The sequence below is a fragment of the Amycolatopsis sp. w19 genome (genome assembly GCF_051373225.1).
Classification (GTDB): domain Bacteria; phylum Actinomycetota; class Actinomycetes; order Mycobacteriales; family Pseudonocardiaceae; genus Amycolatopsis; species Amycolatopsis japonica.
In genome coordinates this window covers 83,545-105,671 of sequence record NZ_JBPQFM010000024.1, presented here as the reverse complement: position 1 = coordinate 105,671, position 22,127 = coordinate 83,545, and the positions used below count along the sequence as shown (strand labels likewise).

General features: G+C 68.2%; 18 protein-coding genes. 5 read left to right on the top strand and 13 right to left on the bottom strand.

What is annotated here, in order from left to right; genetic code table 11:
- Positions 1 to 325: 325 nt before the first annotated feature.
- Entirely contained in the window at positions 326 to 1,603 is a 1,278-nt protein-coding gene (locus tag ACSMFO_RS34170; protein WP_073845803.1) for an ATP-binding protein, read from the top strand.
- Positions 1,604 to 1,606: 3 nt separating this feature from the next.
- On the opposite strand, the gene ACSMFO_RS34165 is transcribed toward ACSMFO_RS34170, so the two are convergent.
- Positions 1,607 to 2,812, bottom strand: coding sequence for a hypothetical protein (locus tag ACSMFO_RS34165; protein ID WP_436461848.1), 1,206 nt, complete (start codon positions 2,810 to 2,812; stop codon positions 1,607 to 1,609).
- 232 nt (positions 2,813 to 3,044) lie between these two features.
- On the opposite strand from ACSMFO_RS34165, the gene ACSMFO_RS34160 reads away from it, so the two are divergent.
- Complete coding sequence (locus ACSMFO_RS34160; protein ID WP_038521526.1) at positions 3,045 to 3,452, top strand: DUF3151 domain-containing protein; 408 nt, start codon at positions 3,045 to 3,047, stop codon at positions 3,450 to 3,452.
- Positions 3,453 to 3,502: 50 nt separating this feature from the next.
- Here the strand turns inward: ACSMFO_RS34160 and ACSMFO_RS34155 are convergent, their stop codons facing one another.
- Complete coding sequence (locus tag ACSMFO_RS34155; RefSeq protein WP_037334588.1) at positions 3,503 to 4,729, bottom strand: lipase family protein; 1,227 nt, start codon at positions 4,727 to 4,729, stop codon at positions 3,503 to 3,505.
- A 134-nt stretch (positions 4,730 to 4,863) separates the two neighbouring features.
- On the opposite strand from ACSMFO_RS34155, the gene ACSMFO_RS34150 reads away from it, so the two are divergent.
- A complete protein-coding gene (locus ACSMFO_RS34150) occupies positions 4,864 to 5,445 on the top strand; it encodes a TetR/AcrR family transcriptional regulator (protein WP_081975716.1) in 582 nt (193 codons plus the stop codon).
- On the opposite strand, the gene ACSMFO_RS34145 is transcribed toward ACSMFO_RS34150, so the two are convergent.
- The 3 genes from ACSMFO_RS34145 to ACSMFO_RS34135 all read right to left on the bottom strand — a co-directional run bounded on the left by ACSMFO_RS34145 (position 5,442) and on the right by ACSMFO_RS34135 (position 9,778).
- Positions 5,442 to 6,752, bottom strand: coding sequence for a GGDEF domain-containing protein (locus ACSMFO_RS34145; RefSeq protein ID WP_436461847.1), 1,311 nt, complete (start codon positions 6,750 to 6,752; stop codon positions 5,442 to 5,444). The genes ACSMFO_RS34150 and ACSMFO_RS34145 overlap by 4 nt on opposite strands.
- A 202-nt stretch (positions 6,753 to 6,954) precedes the next feature.
- Positions 6,955 to 8,208, bottom strand: coding sequence for an MFS transporter (locus ACSMFO_RS34140; RefSeq protein WP_436461846.1), 1,254 nt, complete (start codon positions 8,206 to 8,208; stop codon positions 6,955 to 6,957).
- Positions 8,209 to 8,647: 439 nt separating this feature from the next.
- Complete coding sequence (locus ACSMFO_RS34135; RefSeq protein ID WP_436461845.1) at positions 8,648 to 9,778, bottom strand: LLM class flavin-dependent oxidoreductase; 1,131 nt, start codon at positions 9,776 to 9,778, stop codon at positions 8,648 to 8,650.
- A 123-nt stretch (positions 9,779 to 9,901) separates the two neighbouring features.
- Here ACSMFO_RS34135 and ACSMFO_RS34130 point away from each other — a divergent pair, with 123 nt between their 5' ends.
- Positions 9,902 to 11,794 (top strand): FAD/NAD(P)-binding protein, encoded by a 1,893-nt coding sequence (locus ACSMFO_RS34130; protein ID WP_436461844.1) that lies wholly within the window; start codon positions 9,902 to 9,904, stop codon positions 11,792 to 11,794.
- Here ACSMFO_RS34130 and ACSMFO_RS34125 read toward each other — a convergent pair.
- The 8 genes from ACSMFO_RS34125 to ACSMFO_RS34090 all read right to left on the bottom strand — a co-directional run bounded on the left by ACSMFO_RS34125 (position 11,791) and on the right by ACSMFO_RS34090 (position 20,765).
- A complete protein-coding gene (locus ACSMFO_RS34125; protein WP_436461843.1) occupies positions 11,791 to 12,894 on the bottom strand; it encodes a glycosyltransferase in 1,104 nt (367 codons plus the stop codon). The genes ACSMFO_RS34130 and ACSMFO_RS34125 overlap by 4 nt on opposite strands.
- A 13-nt stretch (positions 12,895 to 12,907) precedes the next feature.
- The gene (locus ACSMFO_RS34120; RefSeq protein ID WP_436461842.1) at positions 12,908 to 13,945 is read right to left on the bottom strand and encodes an LLM class flavin-dependent oxidoreductase; all 1,038 of its coding nucleotides are present in this window, start codon (positions 13,943 to 13,945) and stop codon (positions 12,908 to 12,910) included.
- Positions 13,942 to 15,519 carry a dipeptide ABC transporter ATP-binding protein gene (locus tag ACSMFO_RS34115; RefSeq protein ID WP_436461841.1) on the bottom strand — a complete coding sequence of 526 codons (1,578 nt, stop codon included), beginning with the start codon at positions 15,517 to 15,519 and terminating at the stop codon, positions 13,942 to 13,944. The genes ACSMFO_RS34120 and ACSMFO_RS34115 overlap by 4 nt, the downstream gene beginning before the upstream one ends.
- Positions 15,516 to 16,331, bottom strand: a complete 816-nt coding sequence (locus ACSMFO_RS34110) for an ABC transporter permease (protein WP_073845797.1) — start codon at positions 16,329 to 16,331, stop codon at positions 15,516 to 15,518. Before ACSMFO_RS34110 ends, ACSMFO_RS34115 begins: the two co-directional genes overlap by 4 nt.
- A complete protein-coding gene (locus tag ACSMFO_RS34105; protein WP_436461840.1) occupies positions 16,324 to 17,274 on the bottom strand; it encodes an ABC transporter permease in 951 nt (316 codons plus the stop codon). Before ACSMFO_RS34105 ends, ACSMFO_RS34110 begins: the two co-directional genes overlap by 8 nt.
- Positions 17,271 to 18,878, bottom strand: coding sequence for an ABC transporter substrate-binding protein (locus ACSMFO_RS34100; protein ID WP_436461839.1), 1,608 nt, complete (start codon positions 18,876 to 18,878; stop codon positions 17,271 to 17,273). The genes ACSMFO_RS34105 and ACSMFO_RS34100 overlap by 4 nt, the downstream gene beginning before the upstream one ends.
- A gap of 207 nt (positions 18,879 to 19,085) precedes the next feature.
- Positions 19,086 to 19,724 (bottom strand): GmrSD restriction endonuclease domain-containing protein, encoded by a 639-nt coding sequence (locus ACSMFO_RS34095; protein WP_038521503.1) that lies wholly within the window; start codon positions 19,722 to 19,724, stop codon positions 19,086 to 19,088.
- 360 nt (positions 19,725 to 20,084) lie between these two features.
- Complete coding sequence (locus tag ACSMFO_RS34090) at positions 20,085 to 20,765, bottom strand: hypothetical protein (protein WP_228694811.1); 681 nt, start codon at positions 20,763 to 20,765, stop codon at positions 20,085 to 20,087.
- 54 nt (positions 20,766 to 20,819) lie between these two features.
- On the opposite strand from ACSMFO_RS34090, the gene ACSMFO_RS34085 reads away from it, so the two are divergent.
- Positions 20,820 to 22,106: an adenylosuccinate synthase gene (locus tag ACSMFO_RS34085; protein ID WP_436461838.1), complete on the top strand. Its 1,287-nt coding sequence runs from the start codon at positions 20,820 to 20,822 to the stop codon at positions 22,104 to 22,106.
- Positions 22,107 to 22,127: the final 21 nt, after the last annotated feature.

Genomic DNA, 22,127 nt, shown 5'->3' with positions numbered 1-22,127 from the left:
AAACCGTCATCGACCTCCCACGGACGCCGCTGCCCCACCAGCACACCCCTCCCAGAAGATCAACGAGACACCACATCAAACCACACTCGAGATCATTCTGTTAGGACCCCTTAGTCCTCTGAATGCGGAAGTACATGAAGGCCCCCTTCCTTGCGCTAGACGCAAGGAAGGGGGCCTTCATGTACTCGGAACGTGGCTGAGGCCAGCGGTTTCAAGATCAGCAAAATGTCGGTCACTTGCTCTGTGGAATGTTGGTTCACCTGGTCGTGAAATGTCGGTCGAGGGTACTGTGAGATGTACACGACCTCCGGCATTTCGAGGAGCTATGGCCGAATCGGACCTGGTACGGGCCAGTTGCGCCGTCGCCGAGGAGTACTTGGCGAGCTTTCGTATCGTGATCCTCAACGGCCCGCGTCAGGCCGGTAAGACGACCATGCTCAGGCATCTGCACCGGCGTCACGGTGGTACCTCCTTCAACCTCGACGACGAGCAGCTTCTGCAAGCGGCCATCGAGGACCCCGTCGGATTCGCCGGTACCGGCCCGGAGCCCAGGCTCATCGATGAAGTGCAACGGGCAGGGGACCCGCTGATCAGAGCGATCAAGGCGGAGGTCGACGCGGAGAGCGGGCCAGGACGCTACGTCCTGGCCGGGTCCACCAGGTTCCTGGCGACTCCCAGCCTTTCGGAGTCCCTGGCGGGACGGGGCGTCGTCGTCGATGTGTGGCCGTTTTCGCAGGGGGAGTTCGAGGGACGGTTCGAGCGGTTCATCGATGTCGCTTTCGACGAACCCGGCCGTTTGCTCGGCCTCGGTCCCGCGAACGTCGATCGCGCGGACTACTTCGCGCGGATCTGTCGCGGAGGTTTTCCCGAACCCGCGCTTCTCGGCGGCGCGCGTGCGCGTAAAGCCTGGTTCCGTGCCTACGTGCAGGCCATCGCGGAGCGCGACATCCGGGAGATGTCCAGGGTCAATGAACCCAGCGCGATGACGGCCTTGCTGGCCTACCTGGCCTCCATCACAGCGCAAGAGCACAACAGCGTGAACACGTCGACCAGGACAGGCCTTCACCGCACCACGGTGAACAAGTACGTCGAGTTGCTCGAAGCGGTGTTCCTGGTCCACCGGCTCCCGGCGTGGTCGCGAAATCTGACGTCCCGGGCGGTGAAACACGCCAAGCTGCACCTCACCGACACGGGCCTCGCCGCTTCTTTGCTGGGCGTGTCACCGGAATCCCTGGCGAAGCCCGTGGCGCCGACCCGTGGCCCCCTTGTCGAGACCTTCATCGTCAATGAACTGGCCAAGCAAGCGACGTGGAGCGAAGCGGAGGTCCGGCTCCACCACTGGCGAGTGAGCGGTGGCGCGGAGGTCGACGTGGTCATGGAACGGGACGACGGGCAGGTTGTCGGCGTCGAAGCGAAGGCGCGAGACACCGTGACCGCGGCGGATTTCCGCGGCCTCGCCCAGTTGAGAGACCTTCTCGGTGATCAGTTCACGCAAGGAATCGTCTTGCACACGGGGAGCCAGGGCGCCATCAGCTTCGGTGATCGGCTGATGGCGCTCCCGCTCGATTCCTTGTGGCGGGCCGGGCACGATCCGGCTACGTGAGACTCAGGCGGAGCGTGCGCGACGCTTCTCCAGCACCGAGTTCATCGCCCGCGTCCCCGGCCCGGCGGCGGCCCACAGCACGCCGACCCCGACCAGGCAGACCGCGGCCGTCCAGTAGGCCACCGGCGGCGCCGACTCCGTGTGCGCGTCGCCGAGGATCCACGGCCGGAACTGCGACTGCACCCACAGCATCCCGTAGCCGAAAGCGGTCACCAGCAGCGCGCCCGCGCCCGCCGTCAGCATCGGATGCCCCCGCCCGATGCGGAACGCCAGGTCGACGGCGAGGCCGACGGCCAGCAGATAGAACGGCACGACCGAGACCGGGAAACCCATCCCGAGCAGCAGCGGCCACATCACCAGCCGGTACGCGAGGTACGCGGCGGCGACCGTCGTGCCCGCCCAGCGGAAACCGGTCGTGTGCCGCGCCAGCGCGAAGATCAGCGCCATCACGCCGATGCCCCACAGGGGGTACACCCAGTCGTCGATCGGCATCGTGAAGTACTCGACGGCCACCCGGTCGACCGGATGCCCGATCTGGTCGGCGGCGAAGTTCAGCAGCTCGGGCTCGGCCTCGGGCGTGCCGCGTTCCCAGGCGCGCAGGCCGAGGATGCCGTACTCCTGCTGACCGTTCGGGAAGAACGTGTTTTCGAGGAAGAAGGCCCACAGTCCGATCAGGACACCGGTGCGCAGGCGGCCGGGCTTGGCGTACTTGAGCCAGCCCATGATCACGCCGGCCTGCATGATGCCCGTTCCGATGTAGAGCATCATGTGCGACGGGCTCCACGCGGTCAGGTCGAGACCGTTGACGCGGTGGTTGATGACGTCCAGCGGTGCCGCGATGAGGAACACCACGAGCCCGATCTGCATCAGCCGCAGCGAACGCCGGTCGGCACCCATGCCGGTGTAACTGTGGATCGCCACCAGCACCATGATGATCACCGTGCCGACGGTGTTGATCAGGTGCGGCGGGGCGAGGTCGTCGCGCAGCCACATGAAATGCCACGACATGTCCCAGGACGAGCCCACCAGTTTGAAGGCGAACGCGGCCAGCCACATCGAGTAGCAGAAGTTCAGCACCCAGTCCGGCGTCGCCTGTCCCGGCGCGCCGCGGTGCCAATGGAGCTTGAAGAACAGCCTCGTCTTCGCGATCGGGCTGCGGGGGATGACACCCGGCGAAAGGTCCCCGGTCACTTCTGTCGCCTTTGTCATGCGGGACATCTTCCCTGCTCCAGATCACGGGATGGGCATTTGGGGTCGAAAATCGGGGTTCACCCGTAGGGGTGGCGGATTTGCGACCGGCGTGCGAAACAGGGCAAGGTGTGCCGCCATGATGCCGAAACGACTCGTCGCGGCGGTCCTCGTCGCCGCTCTGGTGCTGGCCGGTGGGGGCATTCTCGGGAGCCTGTTCTTCTAATCACACGCGGTCGGCACAATGGCCCGTATGACGAACCTCCTCGGCCCTCAGCCGACGCATCTCCCCGAGCACACCGCCGCGCAGGCGGCGCTGGACGCCGGGACCGATCCGGCCGCCGTCGCCGCCGAGCACCCCGACTACAGCGAGGCGTGGGCCGCCCTCGCCGAGAAGGCGCTCGACGCGGGCGAGACCGTCGCCGCGTACGCCTACGCCCGCACCGGTTACCACCGCGGCCTCGACCAGCTCCGCCGCGCGGGCTGGAAGGGACACGGGCCGGTGCCGTGGTCGCACCGTCCGAACCAGGGTTTCCTGCGTTCGCTCGCCGTCCTCGGCAAGGCCGCCGGCAAGATCGGCGAGACCGAGGAGTACGACCGCTGCAGGACCTTCCTGAGCGACTCGGACCCCGCCGCCGCGGAAGCGACCGGCCTCAAGTGACCTCGTGAGTGGTAAGGACGGTTCTAACCGTCCTTACCACTCACGAGCCCCTAGAACAGGCCGCAGTTCCCGAAGGCCGGAAGCCCCGCGAAGCGTCCCTCAAGCCAAGCGAAGGCCTCCGGGAACGCCCGGATCGCCCCGCCGACGTGCGTCGGAACCAGCGAAGTCGAGAACTGCACCTTCGCGCCCTTCGCGCACCACGAGCGCGCCATGGTCCGTCCCTGCGCGTAGGGGACGATGTCGTCGAGAGCACTGTGGACGACCAGCGTCGGCGCGCCCGGCTTACGCGCACCGATGAGCTGCTCGCCGACTCGCGTCTTGTACGGCTCTTCGCCGAGGTAAGCCGTCAGCGGCCTGCCATCCTTCGTCAGGTCCTTCGACTGCGTGAACGCGTGCGCGAAGATCGCGTCCACAGTGCACTCCTGCTTGACCTTCTCGAACGCTTCGGCGCCCTTCGCGTTCAGCAGGGACGGGATGTTCAGCTCGGGGTACGCCGCGTCCATGCTGACCATCGTGAAGCCGAGGAACCCGAACGCGTAGTGCCCGTCGATGTTCTTGCCGACTTCGGCGAGGTCGGCCGGGACGGCGCCCGCGTACGAGCCCTTCAGCTTGAGTTCGGGCGCGTACGACGGCTGCAGTTCGGCGGCCGACGCCGACGCCCCGCCGCCTTGCGAGTAGCCCGCGGTCGCGACCGGGCCGTTGTCCGGCAGATTCGCTTCGGGCAGGCGCTGCGCCGCGCGGATCGAGTCGAGGACGGCGTTGCCCTCGGCGACGCGGTTGACGTACGTGTGGACGCCGGGAGTGCCGAGGCCTTCGTAGTCGGTGACGACGACGCCGTAGCCGCGAAGCAGCAGCCCGGCGATGAAGGGACCTTCGTACTCCATGCCCGCCGAGAGGGCTTTCGACGGCGCGCACTGGTCGCCGACGCCCTGCGTCCCGGCCGCGTAGCCGATGACCGGCCGCTCGCCCGCGCCGGTCCACGCCTTCTTCGGGGTGAGGACGGTGCCGGTCACGGCGTTGGCCCGGCCGTGGGTATCGGTGCTGCGGTACATGATGCGCTGAACGTCCGCGTCGGCCTTGATGAGTTTCACGGGATCGACGTAGAAGGTGGACGGCTCGTGCCGGATGATGTCGCCGGGAGCACCCGCGGGCAGCGGCGACGGGGGATCGTAGAAGGACGGGGCGGCGCCGGCCTGCTGTGCCCCGAAGGTCAGCAGGGCCGCGATGGTGGCCGCTGAGACGGCGGCGGACACACCGCGCCGGGATCCTGGACGCATGCTTGCTCCTCGTTGAGCACAAACATTTTCGACAGACGTGTCGAAAAAGAGAGTCAGTGAGGTGGCGCACAATGTCAAGTCCGGCGCCGCGAGGGAGACCCCGCAAACTCCCGATCGGCGAGCAACGCGCGCGGGTGCTGGGTTCGGCGGCCGGCGTCTTCGCGGTGCACGGCGCGCAGGCCGCGACGATCGAGCAGATCGCGCGGCGCGCGGGGGTGTCCCGCCAGGCCGTCTACGAGCAGTTCGGCGATCGCACGACGTTGTTCGCCCAGGTCGTGGCGGACATCGAGGAACGCGCCTTCGAAGCGATCGGCGCGCCCGCCCTCGACCTCTCGCAGCCCGAGCTCCGGTCCTGGGCCCGCGCCAACTACGCCAATATGTTCGCCTTCGTCGCAGCGAATCCCGACGCGTTTCCCGTGCTGCGTGAAGCGGAGCGCATGGGCGACCCGGCCCTCACCCGGCTTCGGGAACGGCTCGCGACCGTCTACACCGAGGCGAGCCGTCAGCGCTGGGCACGCCACGGCGTCGACTCCGGCCGCGCGGACAAGGCGCTGGTCACGCTGTTCTTCGCGATGACCGAGGCGCTCGTCCAGGCGAGCTGGGACGGTGAGCCGCCCGACGCGGACGCACTCATCGACCTGCTCACCGAATTCACCGTCGGCGGCGTCGTCCGTCTCCGGACCGCGGCCGCCGACGTGATGGAAAGACTGCGTTAGGCCGCGACGGCCTCCATGGCTTCTTCGGTGACCGACGCCAGATCCGGTGACGAGACGACGCGGTTACGGCCGTTGCGTTTGGCCGCGTAGACGGAGGCATCGGCCGAGGCCATGACCTCGTCGATCGTCCGGCCGTCGAGCGGGAACGTCGCGACGCCGACCGACGCCGTCCGCTGCTCGATGACCACGGCGTTGCCCTCGTTGTCCTGGGTCTTGATGACCATTTCGCTGATCCGCTGCCGGATCCGCTCGGCGACCGCGACGGACTCCTGCTTCGAAGACGAGGTCAGGAGTACGACGAACTCCTCACCGCCGAAGCGGCCGGCGAGGTCCTGCGTCCGCGTTTCGGCCTTGACCAGCGCCGCGACACCCTTGAGGACATCGTCGCCCGCCAGGTGGCCGTACGTGTCGTTGATGCTCTTGAAGTGGTCTAGGTCGATCATCAGCGCGCCGAACTGGCCGTTCTCACGCTCGGCGCGGGAGACCTCGCGGACGGCGCCCTGCTGCCAGGTCGTGGCGTTGAGCAGCTGCGTCTTCTGGTCGGTGGTGGCGAGCTCCTCCAGCTGCTTGATCAGCACCGAACGCTGCAGCAGGTACAGCGGCAGGAAGACGAGCAGCACCAGCACCGGCTGATGCGGGAGAACGGCGAGCACGAGCGCGCCGATGCAGACCGTCGAGGCTTCGAGGATGTTGTCGTCCCAAGAGCCGAGGAGCGTCTGGACGGTCGCCTTCTTGGGCGCCGCGAAGTACAGGCCGGTGCCGGTGAAGACGGCGTTCATCAGGAAGAAGGCGAGGCTCGCGGCACAGATCGACGTCACCGACGCCGTGTCGGCGCCGACGATCTGCACGGCCGCCCAGGCGGCGAACGCGGTCAGCGTCATCGATGTGGCGTTCGCCACAGTTCGATGGGGGTTGACCGTGCGAAGGCCCGCCCAGCTGCGGTATCCGAGGTGAAGATAGATCACGGTTACGAGAAGCGCGGTCATCTGCGGCGGAAGCAGGATCGCGCCCGGCAGGACCCAGACCGAGGTCATGTTGATATGCGGGGTGACGCTCATGCTGCGCCGCTGGCGCTCGATCCGGCGGGTCGCCTCGGTGTGCGCGATGGCGAGCCCCGCGAGCAGGGAACACAGCAGGACCTGCGAAGACGTGATGGCGATGGATGCGGCGAAGACCCCCGTCAGTGCCAGCATCGTCGCGACGGACAGCCCGGTGTAGGCGATCCAGTGCTTGGGCCTCTTCCACAGCTCCCATGTCGCTACCGTGAGAGCCGAACGATGTCCAGCGCGTTCCTCCGATGTGATCATCTTTCCCCCTGACTCTTGCGTCATTCTCCGAAACCCCCTACTTACGGACAGCTTCTACCGACTTGCGGGCTGTCGACAAGCTCCCTAGGTGTGTACTTTTCTCTGAGAGGTCGAGGGAAAGGTGCCAGCGATGGCCGGTAGGGATCAGTGAACTGGGGCGCGCGCCAGACGTCCGCGCGATCGGGCCGGCGCGTGGAACAGCTCAATGTTCTGCGCGTGCGGCGTCTTTTTCCTGCCACCGTTCCGGGTCGCGGCTGAGGGTCCGGAACCAGCTCAACGCGAGCGGGACGGTCAGGATCAATCCCGCAAGGCCGAAGACGCCGACGGTCGACTGAGGGCCGACCTGGTCCGCCAGGATGCCGCCGATCAGGGGACTCACCCCCATCGTCGTGGTCAATCCGGTGTTCGACAGCCCCATCACCTGTGCCCGGCTCTCGTCCGGCACGGCCAGGGTCAGCGACGCGGTCGCCTGCATCAGCGCCACCGTGCCGAAGCCGCCGCAGAACACGAACAACACGATCGACGACAGCGGTCCCGGCTGCAGGAAGCACAGCAGCAGCGGGAGCGCGGTCAGCGCCGAAAGCGGCCCGATCAGTTTCGGTCTGACGTGTGCCGGCACCCAGCGCGAGTAGATGAAGGCCCCGATCACGCTGCCGATCGGATCGGCCGCCAGCAACAGGCCGATGACCTCGGGGCCGCCGCCCGACGAAGCGACGTAGGGCGCCGCGATGCCCTCGTACACCGGCAGCAGGCCCATCAGCCAGGTGAACAGCAGCAACGAGCGCAACCCGGCGCTGGCGAAGACGATCTTGCCGCCCGAGCCGATCGACGCGAAGAACGACTTGCGCTTCTCCCCGGACGCCGCGGCCGGCCGCGATTTCAGCCCGAACCGGACGAACAGCGCCGAGATCACGAAGGTGACCGCGTCCAGCGCGAGGGCGATATGGGGTTCTAGCGCGGTCAGCAGGAGCCCGCCGCCGGCGAAGCCCGCCAGCTGTGCCGATTGGACGGTCATGCTGCGGATCGCCATGCCGACGACGAACCGGTCGCCTTCGAGGATCTGCGGCAGCAGGGCCAGCTGGGCCGCCTTGAACGGCGGGTTCAGCAGCGAGACGCCGCCGACGAGGACGCACAGGACCCAGAACGGCAGCACCGGCACCGCGACCAGCGCGATCAGCAAGGCCCGTAAGAGGTCGACGACCACCATGACGGTCCGCCGGGGGAACCGGTCCGCGAAGCCGGTGAGGAAGATGCCGCCGAGCAGCGAAGGCGCGTAGGTCAGCGCGTAGGTGAGACCGGTCAGGGTCGCGGAGCGGGTTTCGGTGAAGACGAGGACGGACAGGGCGACCCTGGCGAGTTGATCACCGAAGATCGAAAACAGTTCGGCGAACCAGAGCGAACGGAACTCGGCTACACCGAACACCTCTCGGTAAGTGACCCGTCCGGCCGAAGCCATGTTGCCCCCAATAGGGTCCTTATTACGCGAGAAACTCGTGACCGAGAGTAACGCGGTCACGAGCTCGTCACGAAGCGTCATTCGTTCACGTAAGTGTCTCCTGACTGTTGGTGATTGGCTAGGTTCTTTCGCCGGGTTTCTGGAGTTGGAGATCTTTTTCGTGGACGAACGGCCGTTCGCGAAGATGTCCCGGTGACCGGTATCGCGGTCCAGGCCAGCGCTTTTGGGTTGTTTCGGGCTTTTCGACGGGAAAAGGCGGACAGGACGGTGTCACCCGGGGCGGGGATGCCGCGTCGCGACGGCGGTCCGCGAGTGGCCCCCGAGGCGCCTGTGGGCGAACGTGTTCCGACTCCGCTCCGCGACGACCGGGGCAATCAACGGCAGCCGGCGTCGTCCGCCGAATGGATGATGCCGACCGCCATCCGGTCGAGTGAACGGCTCAGCCGTCGACGGCGAGTACCTCGCGCGCCGAAGCCGCCTTCGCCGCGTCGCGTTTGGCGACCTCTTCGCGCACGATCGGGATGACGTGACGGCCGAAGTCGATCGTGTCGCCGAGCATGTCGTAGCCGCGGGCGGAGAGGATGTCGACACCGAGGTCGTAGTAGTCGAGCAGGGCCTGTGCGACGGTTTCGGGCGTGCCGACCAGGGCGTTGGAGTTGCCCGCGCCGCCGGTCGCGGCCGCCGTCGGGGTCCACAGCGCCCGGTCGAACCGTTCGCCCTCGGCGGCGACCGCGAGGAGCCGCTGCGAGCCGGTGTTCTCCGGATTCGTGAGCGAATGCCGCCGGGTCAGCTGCTTGCCTCCGCTCGTCCGGGCCTTGATCGCATCGACCGTCCGACGCGCCTTCTCCCAGGCGAGCTCCTCGGTCGGCGCGATGATCGGGCGGAAGGCGACCTGGATGCGCGGGACGTCGGTCCGCCCGGCGGCCCTCGCCGCGGCCTTGACGGACTCGATCTGCTCGGCCGTTTGCGCGAGGGGCTCGCCCCAGAGGCAGAAGATGTCCGCTTCGGCCCCGCCCGCCGCGTACGCCGCCGGAGACGAACCACCGAACGAGACGCCAGGGCGTGGCTGCTGCACAGGCCGGACGTCGAGAACGAAGTCGGCGAAGCGGTAGTGCTCGCCCTCGTGGTCGAAGGGCTCTTCGGACGTCCAAGCCCGCTTCACGATCTGGATGTACTCGCGCGTGCGTGAGTAGCGCTCGTCCTTCGTCAGGTAGTCGCCTTCGCGCTGCTGCTCGTGATCGCTGCCGCCGGTGATGAAGTGGACCGTGAGCTTCCCGTCCGAGAGCTGGTCCAGCGTGGCGAACGTCTTCGCCGCGAAGGTCGGGTACGAGACGTTCGGCCGGTGCGCCAGCAGGATCTGGAGCTTGTCGAGCTTCGCCGCGACGTACGCGGCCGCCTGCGCCGGGTCCGGCCCGCTGGAGCCGTACGCGAACAGCACCCGGTCCCAGCCGAATTCCTCGTGTGCCCGCGCGAGCCGCAGTGTGTAGTCCTTGTCGAAGACGCCACCCGATCGCGGATGTGTCTCCGAACCGTTGTTGGTGCCTCCGATACCCAGGAATTCGACCGGCATCGTCCGTCCCTCTCGTCCGTGTCCCCCTGTTCGACGAGTACGCGCCGGTTCCTCGCCGTGGCAACGGGTTCCGCTCCTTGAGAACCCGCACACGGCCTGGAATCCCGGCGTAGCTTCGGCTTCGTGAGTACCGCAGACCTTCCCTACGTGCTCGCGGTGGTCGGCGCCGGTCCACGTGGGGTGGGCGTGCTCGAACGGCTCGGTGCCAACGCCGCCGAGCTCCTCGGCGGGCGGCGGCTGGTGGTGCATCTCGTCGATCCCTTTCCCGCCGGGGCCGGGCGGGTCTGGCGTTACGAGCAGTCGCCGTTGCTGCGCATGAACTCCATGCCCGAGGACGTCACCGTGTTCACCGACGAGACCGTCGAGATCGACGGGCCGATCCGCCTCGGGCCCTCGCTGATCGAGTGGGCGCGGCTGGTTCGCGACGGCGCGCTCGACGCGGAAGTCGACGAAAGCCTGCGCGCCGAACTCGAGGCGCTGCAAAGCGATCATTTCCCGACTCGACGGTTGCAGAGCGCGTACCTTGCCTGGTTCCACTGCGAGGTCCGCGCCGGGCTCCCGCCCGAAATCGAAGTCGTCGAGCACCGGACCCGCGCGGTGCGGCTGGAAGACGGCGACCCGCAGTCGCTCTGGCTGGAGGACCGGGCGGAGCCCCTCGCCGTGGACGCGGTCCTGTTCACCGTCGGGCATCTCGACGCCGAACCGGACGAACGCGAAACCGCACTCGCCGATTTCGCCGCCCGGCACGACCTCGCCTACTACCCGGCCGGCTACACCGCCGACGTCGACTATTCGGCGATCGGGCCGGGGGAAACCGTGCTGGTGCGCGGATTCGGCCTCGCGTTCGTCGATCTGATGCTGCTGCTGACCGAAGGCCGCGGCGGCCGGTTCGAAGAGCAGGCGTGCGGCGGGCTGAAATACCACCCCAGCGGCGCCGAGCCGGTATTGCACATCGGTTCACGCCGTGGCGTGCCGTACCACTCGAAGATCGGCTACCGGCTGCGCGGAAAGCCCTTGCAGTTGCCCAAATTCTTCGATTCCTACGCGATCGGGAAGCTCTGCGACGTGCCCGGACCGATCGACTTCCGCCGCGACGTCTGGCCACTGATCTCGAAGGAGATCGCGTGGGCCTACTACAGCGAACTGTTCACCGCCCACCCCGAGCGGGTGCGGATGGATTTCGCGGTCTTCGCCGACGCTTTCGCGGACGCCGCGCCCGGCGAGCTCGACGCGCTGGTGGCGCGGGCGGTTCCGGCGCCGGACGACCGGCTCGACCTCGGCAGGCTCGACCGGCCGATGGCGGGGGCCGAGTTCGGCACCGCCGAGGAGTACGGCAAGGAGCTGCGCGAGTACGTCGAAGCGGACTTGAGCCGCCGGGCGGACGCCGAGTACAGCGCGGATCTGGGCGCGTTCATGGCGCTGCTTTCCGTGATGGGGCAGCTTCCGGCGCTGGTGCAGACCGGACGGCTCGACGCGGCGTCACAACTGTCCGATTTGGACGGCTGGTTCCTCGGCTTCTTCTCCTACTTCGCCAGCGGCCCGCCCCCGCGAAGGCTCGAAGAACTGCTAGCGCTCCAGGAAGCAGGTCTCGTTTCCTTCTTGGGTGCCGAAATGCGGGTGTCGGCCGACGAGGAGCGCAGGGCCTTCGTCGCTTCAGGTGCGAGCTTCCCCGGTGAGACCGAGGCTCGGACCCTGGTCGAGGCACGGCTCCCCGAGCCGAGCGTCTCCAGGGCGTCCGATGTCCTTTTGCGACAGTTGCGCGACAGCGGCGCGCTCGGCGAGGAAGCCGTCCTCGACCCGGTCACCGGCGACAGGCTGCTCGCCGGCCGTATCCACACCCGCGTCTCCGACGGCCGGATGCTCGACGGCGAGGGCCGTCCGCATCCGCGCCGGTTCGCGCTCGGGCCGCATACGTCGGCGCGGTCGGCCGGGGCGTTCACCCGGCCGCGGACCAACGCGCTCCCGTTCCGGCAGAACGACGTCGTAGCGCGGGAGATCTTGCGGTCGGTCACTTAACGGGCGGCGAACTCCTCCAGCCGCCGGACGACCTCCGACGGCGCGGGCATGGCGGCGATCTCGTGACGGGCCCTCGCCGCCACCTCGCGCACGCGGGCGTCGTCGAGGAGGGTCTTGGCCCTCTCCTCGACGGCGTCCGCGGTCACCTCGTCGCCGGTCAGCGCTCGTCCGGCGTCGGCCGTCTCCAGCATTTCGGCGTTGACGAACTGGTCCGCGCCCTGTGGCAGCACCAGTTGCGGCAGGCCGGCCGAAAGCGCGCCGAGCACGGTCCCGGTTCCACCGTGGTGCACCACCAGATCCGCGCGCGGAAGGACTTCGGACTGCGGCACGAAGCCGGTCACGTGGACGTTCGGCGGCAGGTCGCCGAACTCGCCGGGGTCGCCAGGACCGCGGGCGACCAGCACGTCCACTGGCAGCCGCGAGAGGCCGTCGATCGCCGCGCGCAGCACGCCGGTGGCGCCGAAGGCGACGGTGCCCAGCGTCAGGTAGACGAGGGGTCGGTCGCGTCCGTCGAGCCACGACGGCACCGTGCCCGGTTCGTTCCACGGCACCGGCCGGAGCCGGAAGACCGTCGGCAGCGAGCTCGCCACCGGGTCGCGGACGACATCCGGCCACACGTCGATCCCGGCGTCGCCCAGCATGAGGTCGGCAGGCGGGTTGCCGTCCCACAGCGGCGCGAACCGGTGCGCGGCGGCGGCCATCAGCTCGGCGGGCATCGACCGCCCGATCACGTGGGACACCACCGGGATCCCGGCCCGGCGGGCGGCGGCCGCCGCGCCGGCGTCGCTCATCTCGTAGACGACCAGATCCGGCCGGAGCGTGGGGAGCAGCGGGGTCAGGTCGGCGATCGTCGCCTGCGGCAGGATGTCGGCGAAGGCGGTGAAGATGGCCTCGAGCGCGTCCCCTTCGGCCTGGTCGACGGCGTCCTGGATCGAGATCCCGACCTCACGCGCGTCGAAGCCGAGCGAGCGGACCTTGTCCAGGAAAGCCGCACCGGTCCCGAAGATCACTTCGTGCCCGGCGTCGCGGGCGGCGATCGCCAAGGGCATCAACGGGTACAGGTGTCCGTAGGCCGGGCGGCACGTGAAGAGGATGCGCACCTCTCCGAAAGTACTAGCTTTCCCAGACTCGCGAGGGCAGTTCTTTCCGCACGATCGGGACGACGTCGGCGGCGAAGAGCTCCAGGACGTCCCGCGCTTCCCCGGCTTCCAGCCCGTCGACCGAAACCGCCTGCACCTCGTGCCCGAACGACGCGTGGTAGCCGCCGATCTTGTCGATCACCTGTTCCGGGCTCCCGACGAGGGCGGATCCGTTGGCGATTTTGTCCTCCAGCGTGGTGAACTCCGACTTGTTGTGCTGATACGCGGGTGTCTTCATGAGCGCTTCGAAGTACGGCCGGTATCCGTCCAGCGCCTCTTGCGAGGTCTTGGCGACGTACAGCCCGCCCGCGCCGGAGCCGACGAGCGCGTCCGCCGGATCGTGGCCGTACTCCGCCCATCGCCGACGATAGTGATCGATCAGATCGGCGTACTTCTTCTTGGGGTGGAAGCCGTTCGCGGTGAACAACGGATCGCCGAACTTCGCCGCCAGCTCGGTCGATTCGGTACTCGACGCGCTGCCGTGCCAGATCCGCGGGCGGCGGTGGAACGGCCGCGGCTGCGTCGTGACGTCGGTCAGCGGCGCGCGGAACTCGCCCTCCCACGTCACGCCCTCCTCCAGGAACAGGCGGCGCAACAGGGCGAACTTCTCCGCCTGGTACTCCCATTGCCGGTCTTCTTCGAGGCCGAACAACGGGAAGTGCCGCGGATCGTTGCCCTTCCCGATCATGAGTTCCAGCCGGCCGCCGGAAAGCTGGTCGAGCGTCGCGTAGTCCTCGGCGACGCGGACCGGGTCGAGCACGCTGATCACGGTCAAGGTGGTCAGCAGCCGGACCCGTTTCGTGCGTTCCGCGACCGCCGCGAGGATCACCGGCGGAGCCGAGGAAAGGAACGGTTCGCCGTGCCGCTCGCCGACGCCGTACGCGTCGAAGCCCAGTTCCTCCGCGAAGATCGCTTCGTCGACGACCCGGCGCAGGCGTTCGTGCTGGGTCGGGGTCGCGCCGGTCACCGGGTCGGGATGGTTGGCGACCAGGGAGAAGAGCCCGAACTTCATCGTGTCTCCAAGGGTTTCCGGCCGGGGATGGCGGCGAGCAGCTCCCGGGTGTAGTCCGCGCTCGGCCGTTCGAGGACGTCCCTCGCCGGGCCGAGCTCCACGAGTCCGCCGCCGCGCAGCACGCCGACGGTGTCCGCGATCTGCCGGACCACGGCGAGGTCGTGCGAGATGAACAGGTAGGTCAGGCCGAGTTCGTCCTGCAGGTCGGCGAGCAGCCGCAGGATCTGCGCCTGCACCGAGACATCCAGCGCGGACACGGGTTCGTCGGCGACGATCAGGTCCGGGCGCAGGGCGAGCGCCCGGGCGATGGCCGCGCGTTGCCGCTGCCCGCCGGACAATTCGGCCGGCTTCCGCTTCAACACCGAAGACGGCAAGGCGACTTGGTCGACCAGTTCCGCCGCCCGCGCCCGGCGTTCCGCCTTCGTGCCGACGCCGAACGCCCGCAGCGGCTCGGAGATGACGTCCTCGATGCTGAACTTCGGATTGAGCGACGCGTACGGATTCTGGTACACCAGCTGGAACCGGCGCCGCAGTCGTCGCAGCTCCTCACCGCGAAGCGTCGTGATGTCCTCGCCGTCGAATTCGACGGCACCGTCGGTCGGCGTCTCCAGCCGCAGGATCATCCGCGCGGTGGTCGACTTGCCCGAACCGGATTCGCCGACCAGCGCGAGCGTCCGGCCGCGGGCGATGTCGAACGAAACGTCGTCGACCGCTCGGACGGCCCCGAAGGTCTTGCCGAGGCCACGGACGGACACCAGGACGTCGGACGACGGCGGTTTCGGCTCCCTCAGCGGGGTATCGGACAGACTGGGCGCGGCGGCGAGCAGGTCCCGCGTGTACGTCTGCGAGGGTGCGGCGAGGATCTCGCCGGTCGTGCCTTCCTCGACGACACCTCCCTGTGACAGTACGACGATCCGCGACGCGCGATCCGATGCGACGCCGAGGTCGTGGGTGATCAGCAGGACGGCGGTGCCCGCTTCGGCGGCGAGTTCTTCGAGGTGGTCGAGGATCTGCCGCTGCACGGTGACGTCGAGCGCGCTGGTCGGCTCGTCGGCGATGATCAATTTCGGCCGTCCGGCGAGTGCGGCCGCGATCAGCGCGCGCTGCCGAAGCCCGCCGGACAGCTCGTGCGGATACTGCCGCGCCCGCGTTTCCGGATCGGCGATCCCGGCCTTGCGCAGTAGCTTCACCGCCTCCGTACCGGCGGTGCGTTTGTCGGCGAGACCGTGGATCAGCAGCACTTCCGCGACCTGATCACCGATCCGGTGCACGGGATTGAGCGACACGGTCGGATCCTGCGGGACCAGCGCGATCTCGCGGCCCCGCACCGAACGCCAAGCGCGGTCGGAGAGTTTCGTGAGGTCACGGCCGTCGAAGGTGATCTCGCCGCGGTCGATCCGCCCGCCGCGGGGCAGCAGGCCGATCGCCGCGTGCGCCGTCGTGCTCTTGCCGGAGCCGGACTCGCCGACCACCGCGACGATCTGTCCCTTGTGGACGGAAAGCGAGACGCCGTCCACGGCGGTCACGGATTTGTAGGAAACCGCGAGATCGCGGATGGTCAGCAGTTCGCTCACCGCACGTCTCCTTCGATCGCTCTGGACAGCCGGTTCGCGGACAGCACGACGGCCGCGACGGTGAGTCCGGGGAAGGTCGTCATCCACCAGGCGGTGGCGAGGAAGCCGCGGCCGCCTGCCACCAGCGAGCCCCACTCCGGGGTCGGCGGGGTGGCGCCGTAGCCGAGGAAGCTCAGCGCCGACACCTCCAGCACCGCCGTGCCGAAGGTGAGCGTCGCGAGCGCGAGCACCGGGCCGAGCGCGTTGGGCAGCACGTGCCGCCCGAGCACGCCGGTCCAGCGCACACCGCCCGCCCTGGCCGCCTCGACGAACACGCCACTGCGGACCCGCAGCACTTCGGCCCGCATCAGCCGGGCGAACTGCGCGAGGTTCGCGACCCCGACCGCGATCGCGACATTGGTCGTCCCGAAGCCGAGCGCGGTGACCAGCGCCAGCGACAGGAGAATCGACGGGATCGCCAGCAGGACGTCGACGCAGCGCATGATCGCCGAATCGAGCGCGCCGCCGCGGAACCCGGCGAGCAGCCCGAGCGCGGAACCGGCGACCAGCGCGACCACGACGGCGATCACGGTCGCCTGCAACGAAAGCGCGGCGCCGTGCACGACACGGGCGAAGATGTCGCGCCCGGTCTCGTCGGTACCGAAGAGATGGCCGAGCGACGGCCCCTGCATCTTCTCGGCGGGGACGCCGGCGAGCGGGTCCTGTCCGGTGAAGAGGCCGGGCGCGACCGCCGACAGCAGGGCGAAGGCCAGCACGGCGATCGCGAGGATCAGGCCCGGCTTGCGCCCGGTGCGCACGAGAACGTCAGGCATCGGCCGTCTCCCGGTGTCGGATCCGCGGGTCGAGCAGGGGACAGACGAGGTCGACGAGCAGGTTGATCACCACGAACACCAGCGCGGCGAGCACGATCACCGCCTGCACCACCGGGATGTCCTGCGCGGTGACCGCCGACGACGTCACGCGGCCGAGGCCGTCGCGGGAGAACACGGTCTCGGTGATCACCGAACCCGCGATCAGGTTTCCCGCGACCACGCCGGCGATGGTGAGCGTGGGCACCGCCGCGTTGCGCAGGAGATGTCCGAAGTGGACTCTCGACCGGCTGGCCCCTTTCGCCAGCGCGATCTCGGCATACGGCTCGGCGAGCTGCGTGCGGAGGCTTTTCGCCAGCACCTGCCCGATGATCGCGCCGGTCGGGATGGCGAGCGTGATCGCGGGCAGGATCAGCGACTCGAAGCCGTTCGAACCCAGCGCGGGCAACAGCCTGAGCTGGAAGGAGAAGAACTGCACGAGCAGCAGCCCGACCCAGAACGGCGGCAGCGAGATCCCCAGCGGTGGCAACGCGAGCAGGAGGTTGCCCAGCCACCGATGCCGCGTGAGGGTGCCGGCGAACGCGATCCCGCCGCCGAACAGGATCGCGAGCACCAGGGCGAAGCCGGTCACAGCCAGTGTCGGCGGCAGGGCGGAGACGACCATGTTCGTGGCGTCGTCCCCTGTGGCGATCGAGCGTCCGAAGTCCCCTTGGAGTGCCGCGAGCAGCCGCTTTCCGTACTGCAGCGGCAAGGGATCGTCGAGTCCGTATTCCGCCTTCGCCGCGGCGAGTTGTTCCGGCGTCACCGAAAGACCGGCCTCGCCCCCGCCGAGCTTCGCGCTGACCGCGTCGCCCGGCAGGAGGTAGAGGATCACGAAGGACACGGTGAACGCGGCCCACAGCACGAAGACCGCCTGCAGGATCCGCCGCAGCAGATACCGCGTCACGAGCCGGACACCCAGGCGTCGAACAGCTGAAGCCGGGACGACGCCTCGAAACCGACGCCGTGCGCGTTCGGCCCGTGCGCCAGCACCTGGGTCAGTTCGAACACCGGCGCCGAGTAGCCGTGCTCGATGATCGCGCGCTGCGCCTCCTCGGCCGCGGGCTTGCGTTTCTCCGGGTCCACAGTGGACGACTGCGCGTCGAGCGGCGCGTCGACCGGGTTGCCCGCGGACAGCTTGCTCCGGTTGTTGGCCTTGGTGGAGAACAGGTTGCGCAGGATGTCCGGATCGGCGCGGGTCGTGTTGTACCAGAGGTACTCGTAGTTCCCGCTCTGCGTGATCTGCACGCTCTCGGCCGTCGTGCGCTGCTCGATCTGAAGATCGAAGCCGATCTTGCGCAACTGCTGCTGCACGAGTTCGAGCACGCTCTTGTTCTGGTTGAACACCAGGGAGAAGACGACCTTCGCGGTCAGCCGCTGCCCGTTCTTGGTGCGGATCCCGTCGGGTCCGGGGAGCCAACCCGCACTCTCCAGCAGCGCCGTGGCACCTGCCGGATCGTAGGCGAGCAGCGGGGAAAGGTCGGTGTAGAACGGTGTCGCCGAGCCGAGGATGCTGGTGGCGGGCTTGTAGTTCGGGGTCAGCACGGTGTTGGTGACCTCGGGCCGGTTGATGCCCTTGACCACCGCCTGGCGGACCTTTTCGTCGGTGAGCACGCCCTTGGTGACGTTGGCGTGCAGGTTGAACACGACGCCGGGATTCGGGCGCGTGGGCTCGGTGAAACCGTTGCCGGTGAACTGAGGCTCGTCGACCGGCTGGACGTCGGTGATGGCGTCGAGCTGGGCGGACGCGAGACTTCCGGTGCGTACACCGGGTTCCGGCACGATCTTGTAGGCGATCTTGTCGAGATACGCCTCGCCCTGGTGCTTGAACAGCGACGAACCCCAGTTGTAGCCCTTGCGTTTCGCGAGGACGATCTCCTGATTCTGCTTCAGGCTTTCGAAAACGAACGGGCCGGAGCCGATCAGGCCGTCACCCTGGCAACGCTGGTCGGCGGTCTTCTTGTATGCGGCGGGTGCGAGGACGCCGAGTGACATCGTCGAGCTGGCCTGCAGGAACTGCGCGCTGGGAACGGAGAATTCGATCTTCACCGTCTTCGGGTCGACGACCGTCGTTCCCTTGTAGACGGCCAGATAGCCCGAGCCGAGCTGTGATTTCGGGCCGAGCGCCTTGATCGCGTCGAAGCTCGTCTTGACCGCAGCGGCGTCGACGGGGCTCCCGTCGGAGAAGGTCGCGCCGTCGCGCAGATGGAAGGTGAACACGGTCGAATCCGCGTTGCTCTCCCATTTTTCGGCCAGCCACGGCTTGATCTCGCCGGTGGCCGGGTCTTGATCCGTCAGCGAATCGACCAGCTGGCGGCCGACGTTGAGCGACGCGTTGGTGCCGACCTGTTGCGGGTCGACGCAGTCCGGGCTCGACGAGATCCCGAGTCGCAGCGTGCCACCGGGTTTGGGCGGCCCGGCGTCGGCGCCCGTCGCACCACCCGCGGAGGAGCAAGCAGTGACGACGATCGCGGTGAGGGCGAGTAAGGAAGTGGCGGCGGTACGGGACACCGGGTGGCCTCCAGCGGGGAACGGGGGCGCTTTCTCTTGCGCCTACCCGATTCACGCTAATCACGCCCTTGAGGCCCGCCCACATGCTGAGCCCGGCTCCCAGCCCGCGAAACGTCCCACGTTTCCGCTTGACAGTGCCGAAAGTACGTGAAGGCCCCCTTCATGTACCTAGGCGCAAGGAAGGGGGCCTTCATGTACTTGCGGGGTCTAGCAGCGGTTGAGCATGTCCGTCAGCGCGGTCTTCTCCGCCGACTTGATGCTCAGCTTGTACTTGTACTTCACCGTGGTCCACATCTTCGCGTAGGTGCACCAGTAGCCGACGGTCGGCGGCTTCCAGGCGTCCGGTGACTTGTCGCCCTTCTCCTGGTTGACGTTGTCCGTGACGGCGATCAGCTGCGGCGCGCTGAGGTCGTTCGCGAACGCCTGCCGCTGCGCGGTGGTCCACGACGACGCCCCGGTGCGCCACGCGGCGGACAGCGGGACGACGTGGTCGATGTCCACATCGGACGCAGCGGTCCAGGTGGCCCCGTCGTACGGGCTGAACCAGCTGCCGGAGACGGCGGCGCAACTGCTGTCCTGCTGAACGTTCGTGCCGTCCCGCTTCAGCACGACCTCACGCGTGTTGCAGCTGTTGCCCTGGTCGGACCAGTGCGGGAACTTGTCGCGGCTGTACCCGGTCGACGAACCGTCCGGCTTGACGGTCAGCGCGGCGAGCTGGGTCTTGGCGGTCGAGGCCGACGGGATGCCCGGGGGTGTCGCTTCGGCGACACCCACCACGCCCGCGGAGACGATCGCCGAGACGGCGAGAACGGTGAAGGAGCGACGAACAGCAAGCGCAGTTGGCATATTGCTGCCTCCGTGTCAGGTTTGGGGACCTGGTCACCATGCGGCACGGATATGACCCACGCAACACCATCGGATGACACTCTGCTGGCTATTCGTGAACGGAGGGTGTCACGAGCAGGTAGGACAGGGTGTCCGTCGCCGAAAAATCTTCGGAAAGTCCAGCTGAAGGTTCTGAGCCGAACGGCCTAATCGGTGTCCGTCGGAGCGCGCTTCCGGATTTCCGCAGCCGGGCCGTGGCGAGGCGAGCCACTCGCTCGGCCGTCTCAGCGGCCCGTCTCCGCAAATCCGAGGCCTCCGGCCGAAAAGAGACGCGCGCGCGTGCCCTCGCCTGACCGGCGGACTTCAGTTCGGCGACACCCTCTAGTCCAGCCCGCGCACCAGCCTGAGGTCCTCAGTGTGCCGGTACCAGGTCCACCGGCTCATCGCCCGCGGATGCGCGACGCCGTCGCTGCTCGGCCGCGTCGGGATGCAGCCGAGCTGGAACGCCCGCGCGTACTGCGTCGAAGGCCGCTTGAACAGCGTCCCCTTGGTCACCCGCACCATCAGCCCCGGGCCGCTCGTGTCCGGCTCGACCTCGATCGAGCGCGCGGGGCCGCGCAGGACGGTGTGCTCGTCGCAGTAGGCCACCCCGCGGATCATCCCGATCACCCCGCGTCCGACCAGCACGCCGCCGGTGTCGTCGCGGATCAGCGGTACCGGGTCGACCTCGCCGCGCAACGCGAGCGAGAGGGCGCGCAGCGGCTGCGTCGGCAGGCTCCAGATGCGGGCGACGTCGGAGTCCGGCGAGGAAGGCACGAAGCCGAGCGACACGCCCGAGAGCTGTTCTTTTCGTAACAGCCGCAGCGCGACCGCCGCGAGGTCGGCATCGGTGCCCGCGACCACGAGATGATCGTGTTCCCCCAGCAAGGGGTCGATATCCGCCTTGCCGGGACGGCTCGGGACGTGCACCATTTCGACGTCGTCGATCTCCGGGAGTGTGGGCTCGCCCTCCGGACAGACCACCACTATTCCGCGCACCCGAAGGCCCTCCGTTACGCTCATGCACCGGCATTTACCAGCGCCAAACCACAAGTCGCCGAACACCTGGAGTGTCACATGCCGGCCATCGTGCTGATCGGGGCCCAATGGGGGGACGAGGGCAAGGGCAAGGCCACCGACCTGCTCGGCGACCGCGTCCAGTGGATCGTGCGTTACCAAGGCGGTAACAACGCGGGCCACACCGTAGTCCTTCCCGACGGGCAGAACTTCGCCCTCCACCTCATCCCGTCCGGGATCCTCACGCCGGGCGTCACCAACGTCATCGGCAACGGCGTCGTCATCGACCCGGGCGTGCTGCTCGACGAACTCGCCGGGCTGGAAGAACGCGACGTCGACACCAGCAAGCTGCTGATCTCCGCCGACGCGCACTTGATCATGCCGTACCACGTGGCGATCGATAAGGTCACCGAGCGTTACCTCGGCAGCCGCAAGATCGGCACCACCGGCCGCGGCATCGGCCCCTGCTACCAGGACAAGATCGCCCGCGTCGGCGTCCGCGTGCAGGACCTGCTCGACGAGAAGATCTTCCGGCAGAAGGTCGAGTCGGCACTGGAGTTCAAGAACCAGGTGCTGGTCAAGGTCTACAACCGCAAGGCGCTGGACGCGAACCAGGTCGCCGACGAGGTGCTGGCCGCCGGCGAGAAGTTCGCGCACCGCATCGCCGACACGCGCCTGCAGCTCAACCAGGCCCTCGAACGCGGCGAGACCGTGCTGCTCGAAGGCTCGCAGGGCACCCTGCTCGACGTCGACCACGGCACCTACCCGTTCGTGACGTCGTCGAACCCGACCTCCGGCGGCGCGAGCGCGGGTTCGGGCATCGGCCCCGGCAAGATCGAGACCGTGCTGGGCATCCTCAAGGCCTACACCACGCGTGTCGGCTCCGGCCCGTTCCCGACCGAGCTGGACGACGAGTCCGGCGAGTACCTGCGCAAACAGGGCGGCGAGTTCGGCGTCACCACCGGCCGCTCGCGGCGCACCGGCTGGTTCGACGCGGTCATCGCGCGCTACGCGGTGCGGGTCAACGGCATCACCGACTACTTCCTCACCAAGCTGGACGTGCTGTCCGGCCTGGAGAAGGTGCCGGTGTGCGTCGGCTACGAGGTCGACGGGTTCCGCACGTACGACATGCCGATGACGCAGACCGACGTGCACCACGCGCTGCCGATCTACGAAGAGCTGCCGGGCTGGTTCGAGGACATCTCGAGCTGCCGCACCTTCGAGGAGCTGCCGGCGAACGCGCGGGCCTACGTCGAGCGGCTCGAAGAGCTCTCGGGCGCGCGGATCTCGGCGATCGGCGTCGGCCCGGGCCGGGAGCAGACCATCGTGCGGCACGAGTTCGTCTGACCCCCTTCGCGTGCTAGGAAA

Coding starts and splice junctions, on each gene's coding strand:
- ACSMFO_RS34170 (WP_073845803.1), top strand. CDS start 326: ATGGCCGAATCGGACCTGGTACGGGCCAGTTGCGCCGTCGCCGAGGAG.
- ACSMFO_RS34165 (WP_436461848.1), bottom strand. CDS start 2,812: ATGACAAAGGCGACAGAAGTGACCGGGGACCTTTCGCCGGGTGTCATC.
- ACSMFO_RS34160 (WP_038521526.1), top strand. CDS start 3,045: ATGACGAACCTCCTCGGCCCTCAGCCGACGCATCTCCCCGAGCACACC.
- ACSMFO_RS34155 (WP_037334588.1), bottom strand. CDS start 4,729: ATGCGTCCAGGATCCCGGCGCGGTGTGTCCGCCGCCGTCTCAGCGGCC.
- ACSMFO_RS34145 (WP_436461847.1), bottom strand. CDS start 6,752: ATGATCACATCGGAGGAACGCGCTGGACATCGTTCGGCTCTCACGGTA.
- ACSMFO_RS34140 (WP_436461846.1), bottom strand. CDS start 8,208: ATGGCTTCGGCCGGACGGGTCACTTACCGAGAGGTGTTCGGTGTAGCC.
- ACSMFO_RS34135 (WP_436461845.1), bottom strand. CDS start 9,778: ATGCCGGTCGAATTCCTGGGTATCGGAGGCACCAACAACGGTTCGGAG.
- ACSMFO_RS34120 (WP_436461842.1), bottom strand. CDS start 13,945: ATGAAGTTCGGGCTCTTCTCCCTGGTCGCCAACCATCCCGACCCGGTG.
- ACSMFO_RS34110 (WP_073845797.1), bottom strand. CDS start 16,331: ATGCCTGACGTTCTCGTGCGCACCGGGCGCAAGCCGGGCCTGATCCTC.
- ACSMFO_RS34095 (WP_038521503.1), bottom strand. CDS start 19,724: ATGCCAACTGCGCTTGCTGTTCGTCGCTCCTTCACCGTTCTCGCCGTC.
- ACSMFO_RS34090 (WP_228694811.1), bottom strand. CDS start 20,765: ATGAGCGTAACGGAGGGCCTTCGGGTGCGCGGAATAGTGGTGGTCTGT.
- ACSMFO_RS34085 (WP_436461838.1), top strand. CDS start 20,820: ATGCCGGCCATCGTGCTGATCGGGGCCCAATGGGGGGACGAGGGCAAG.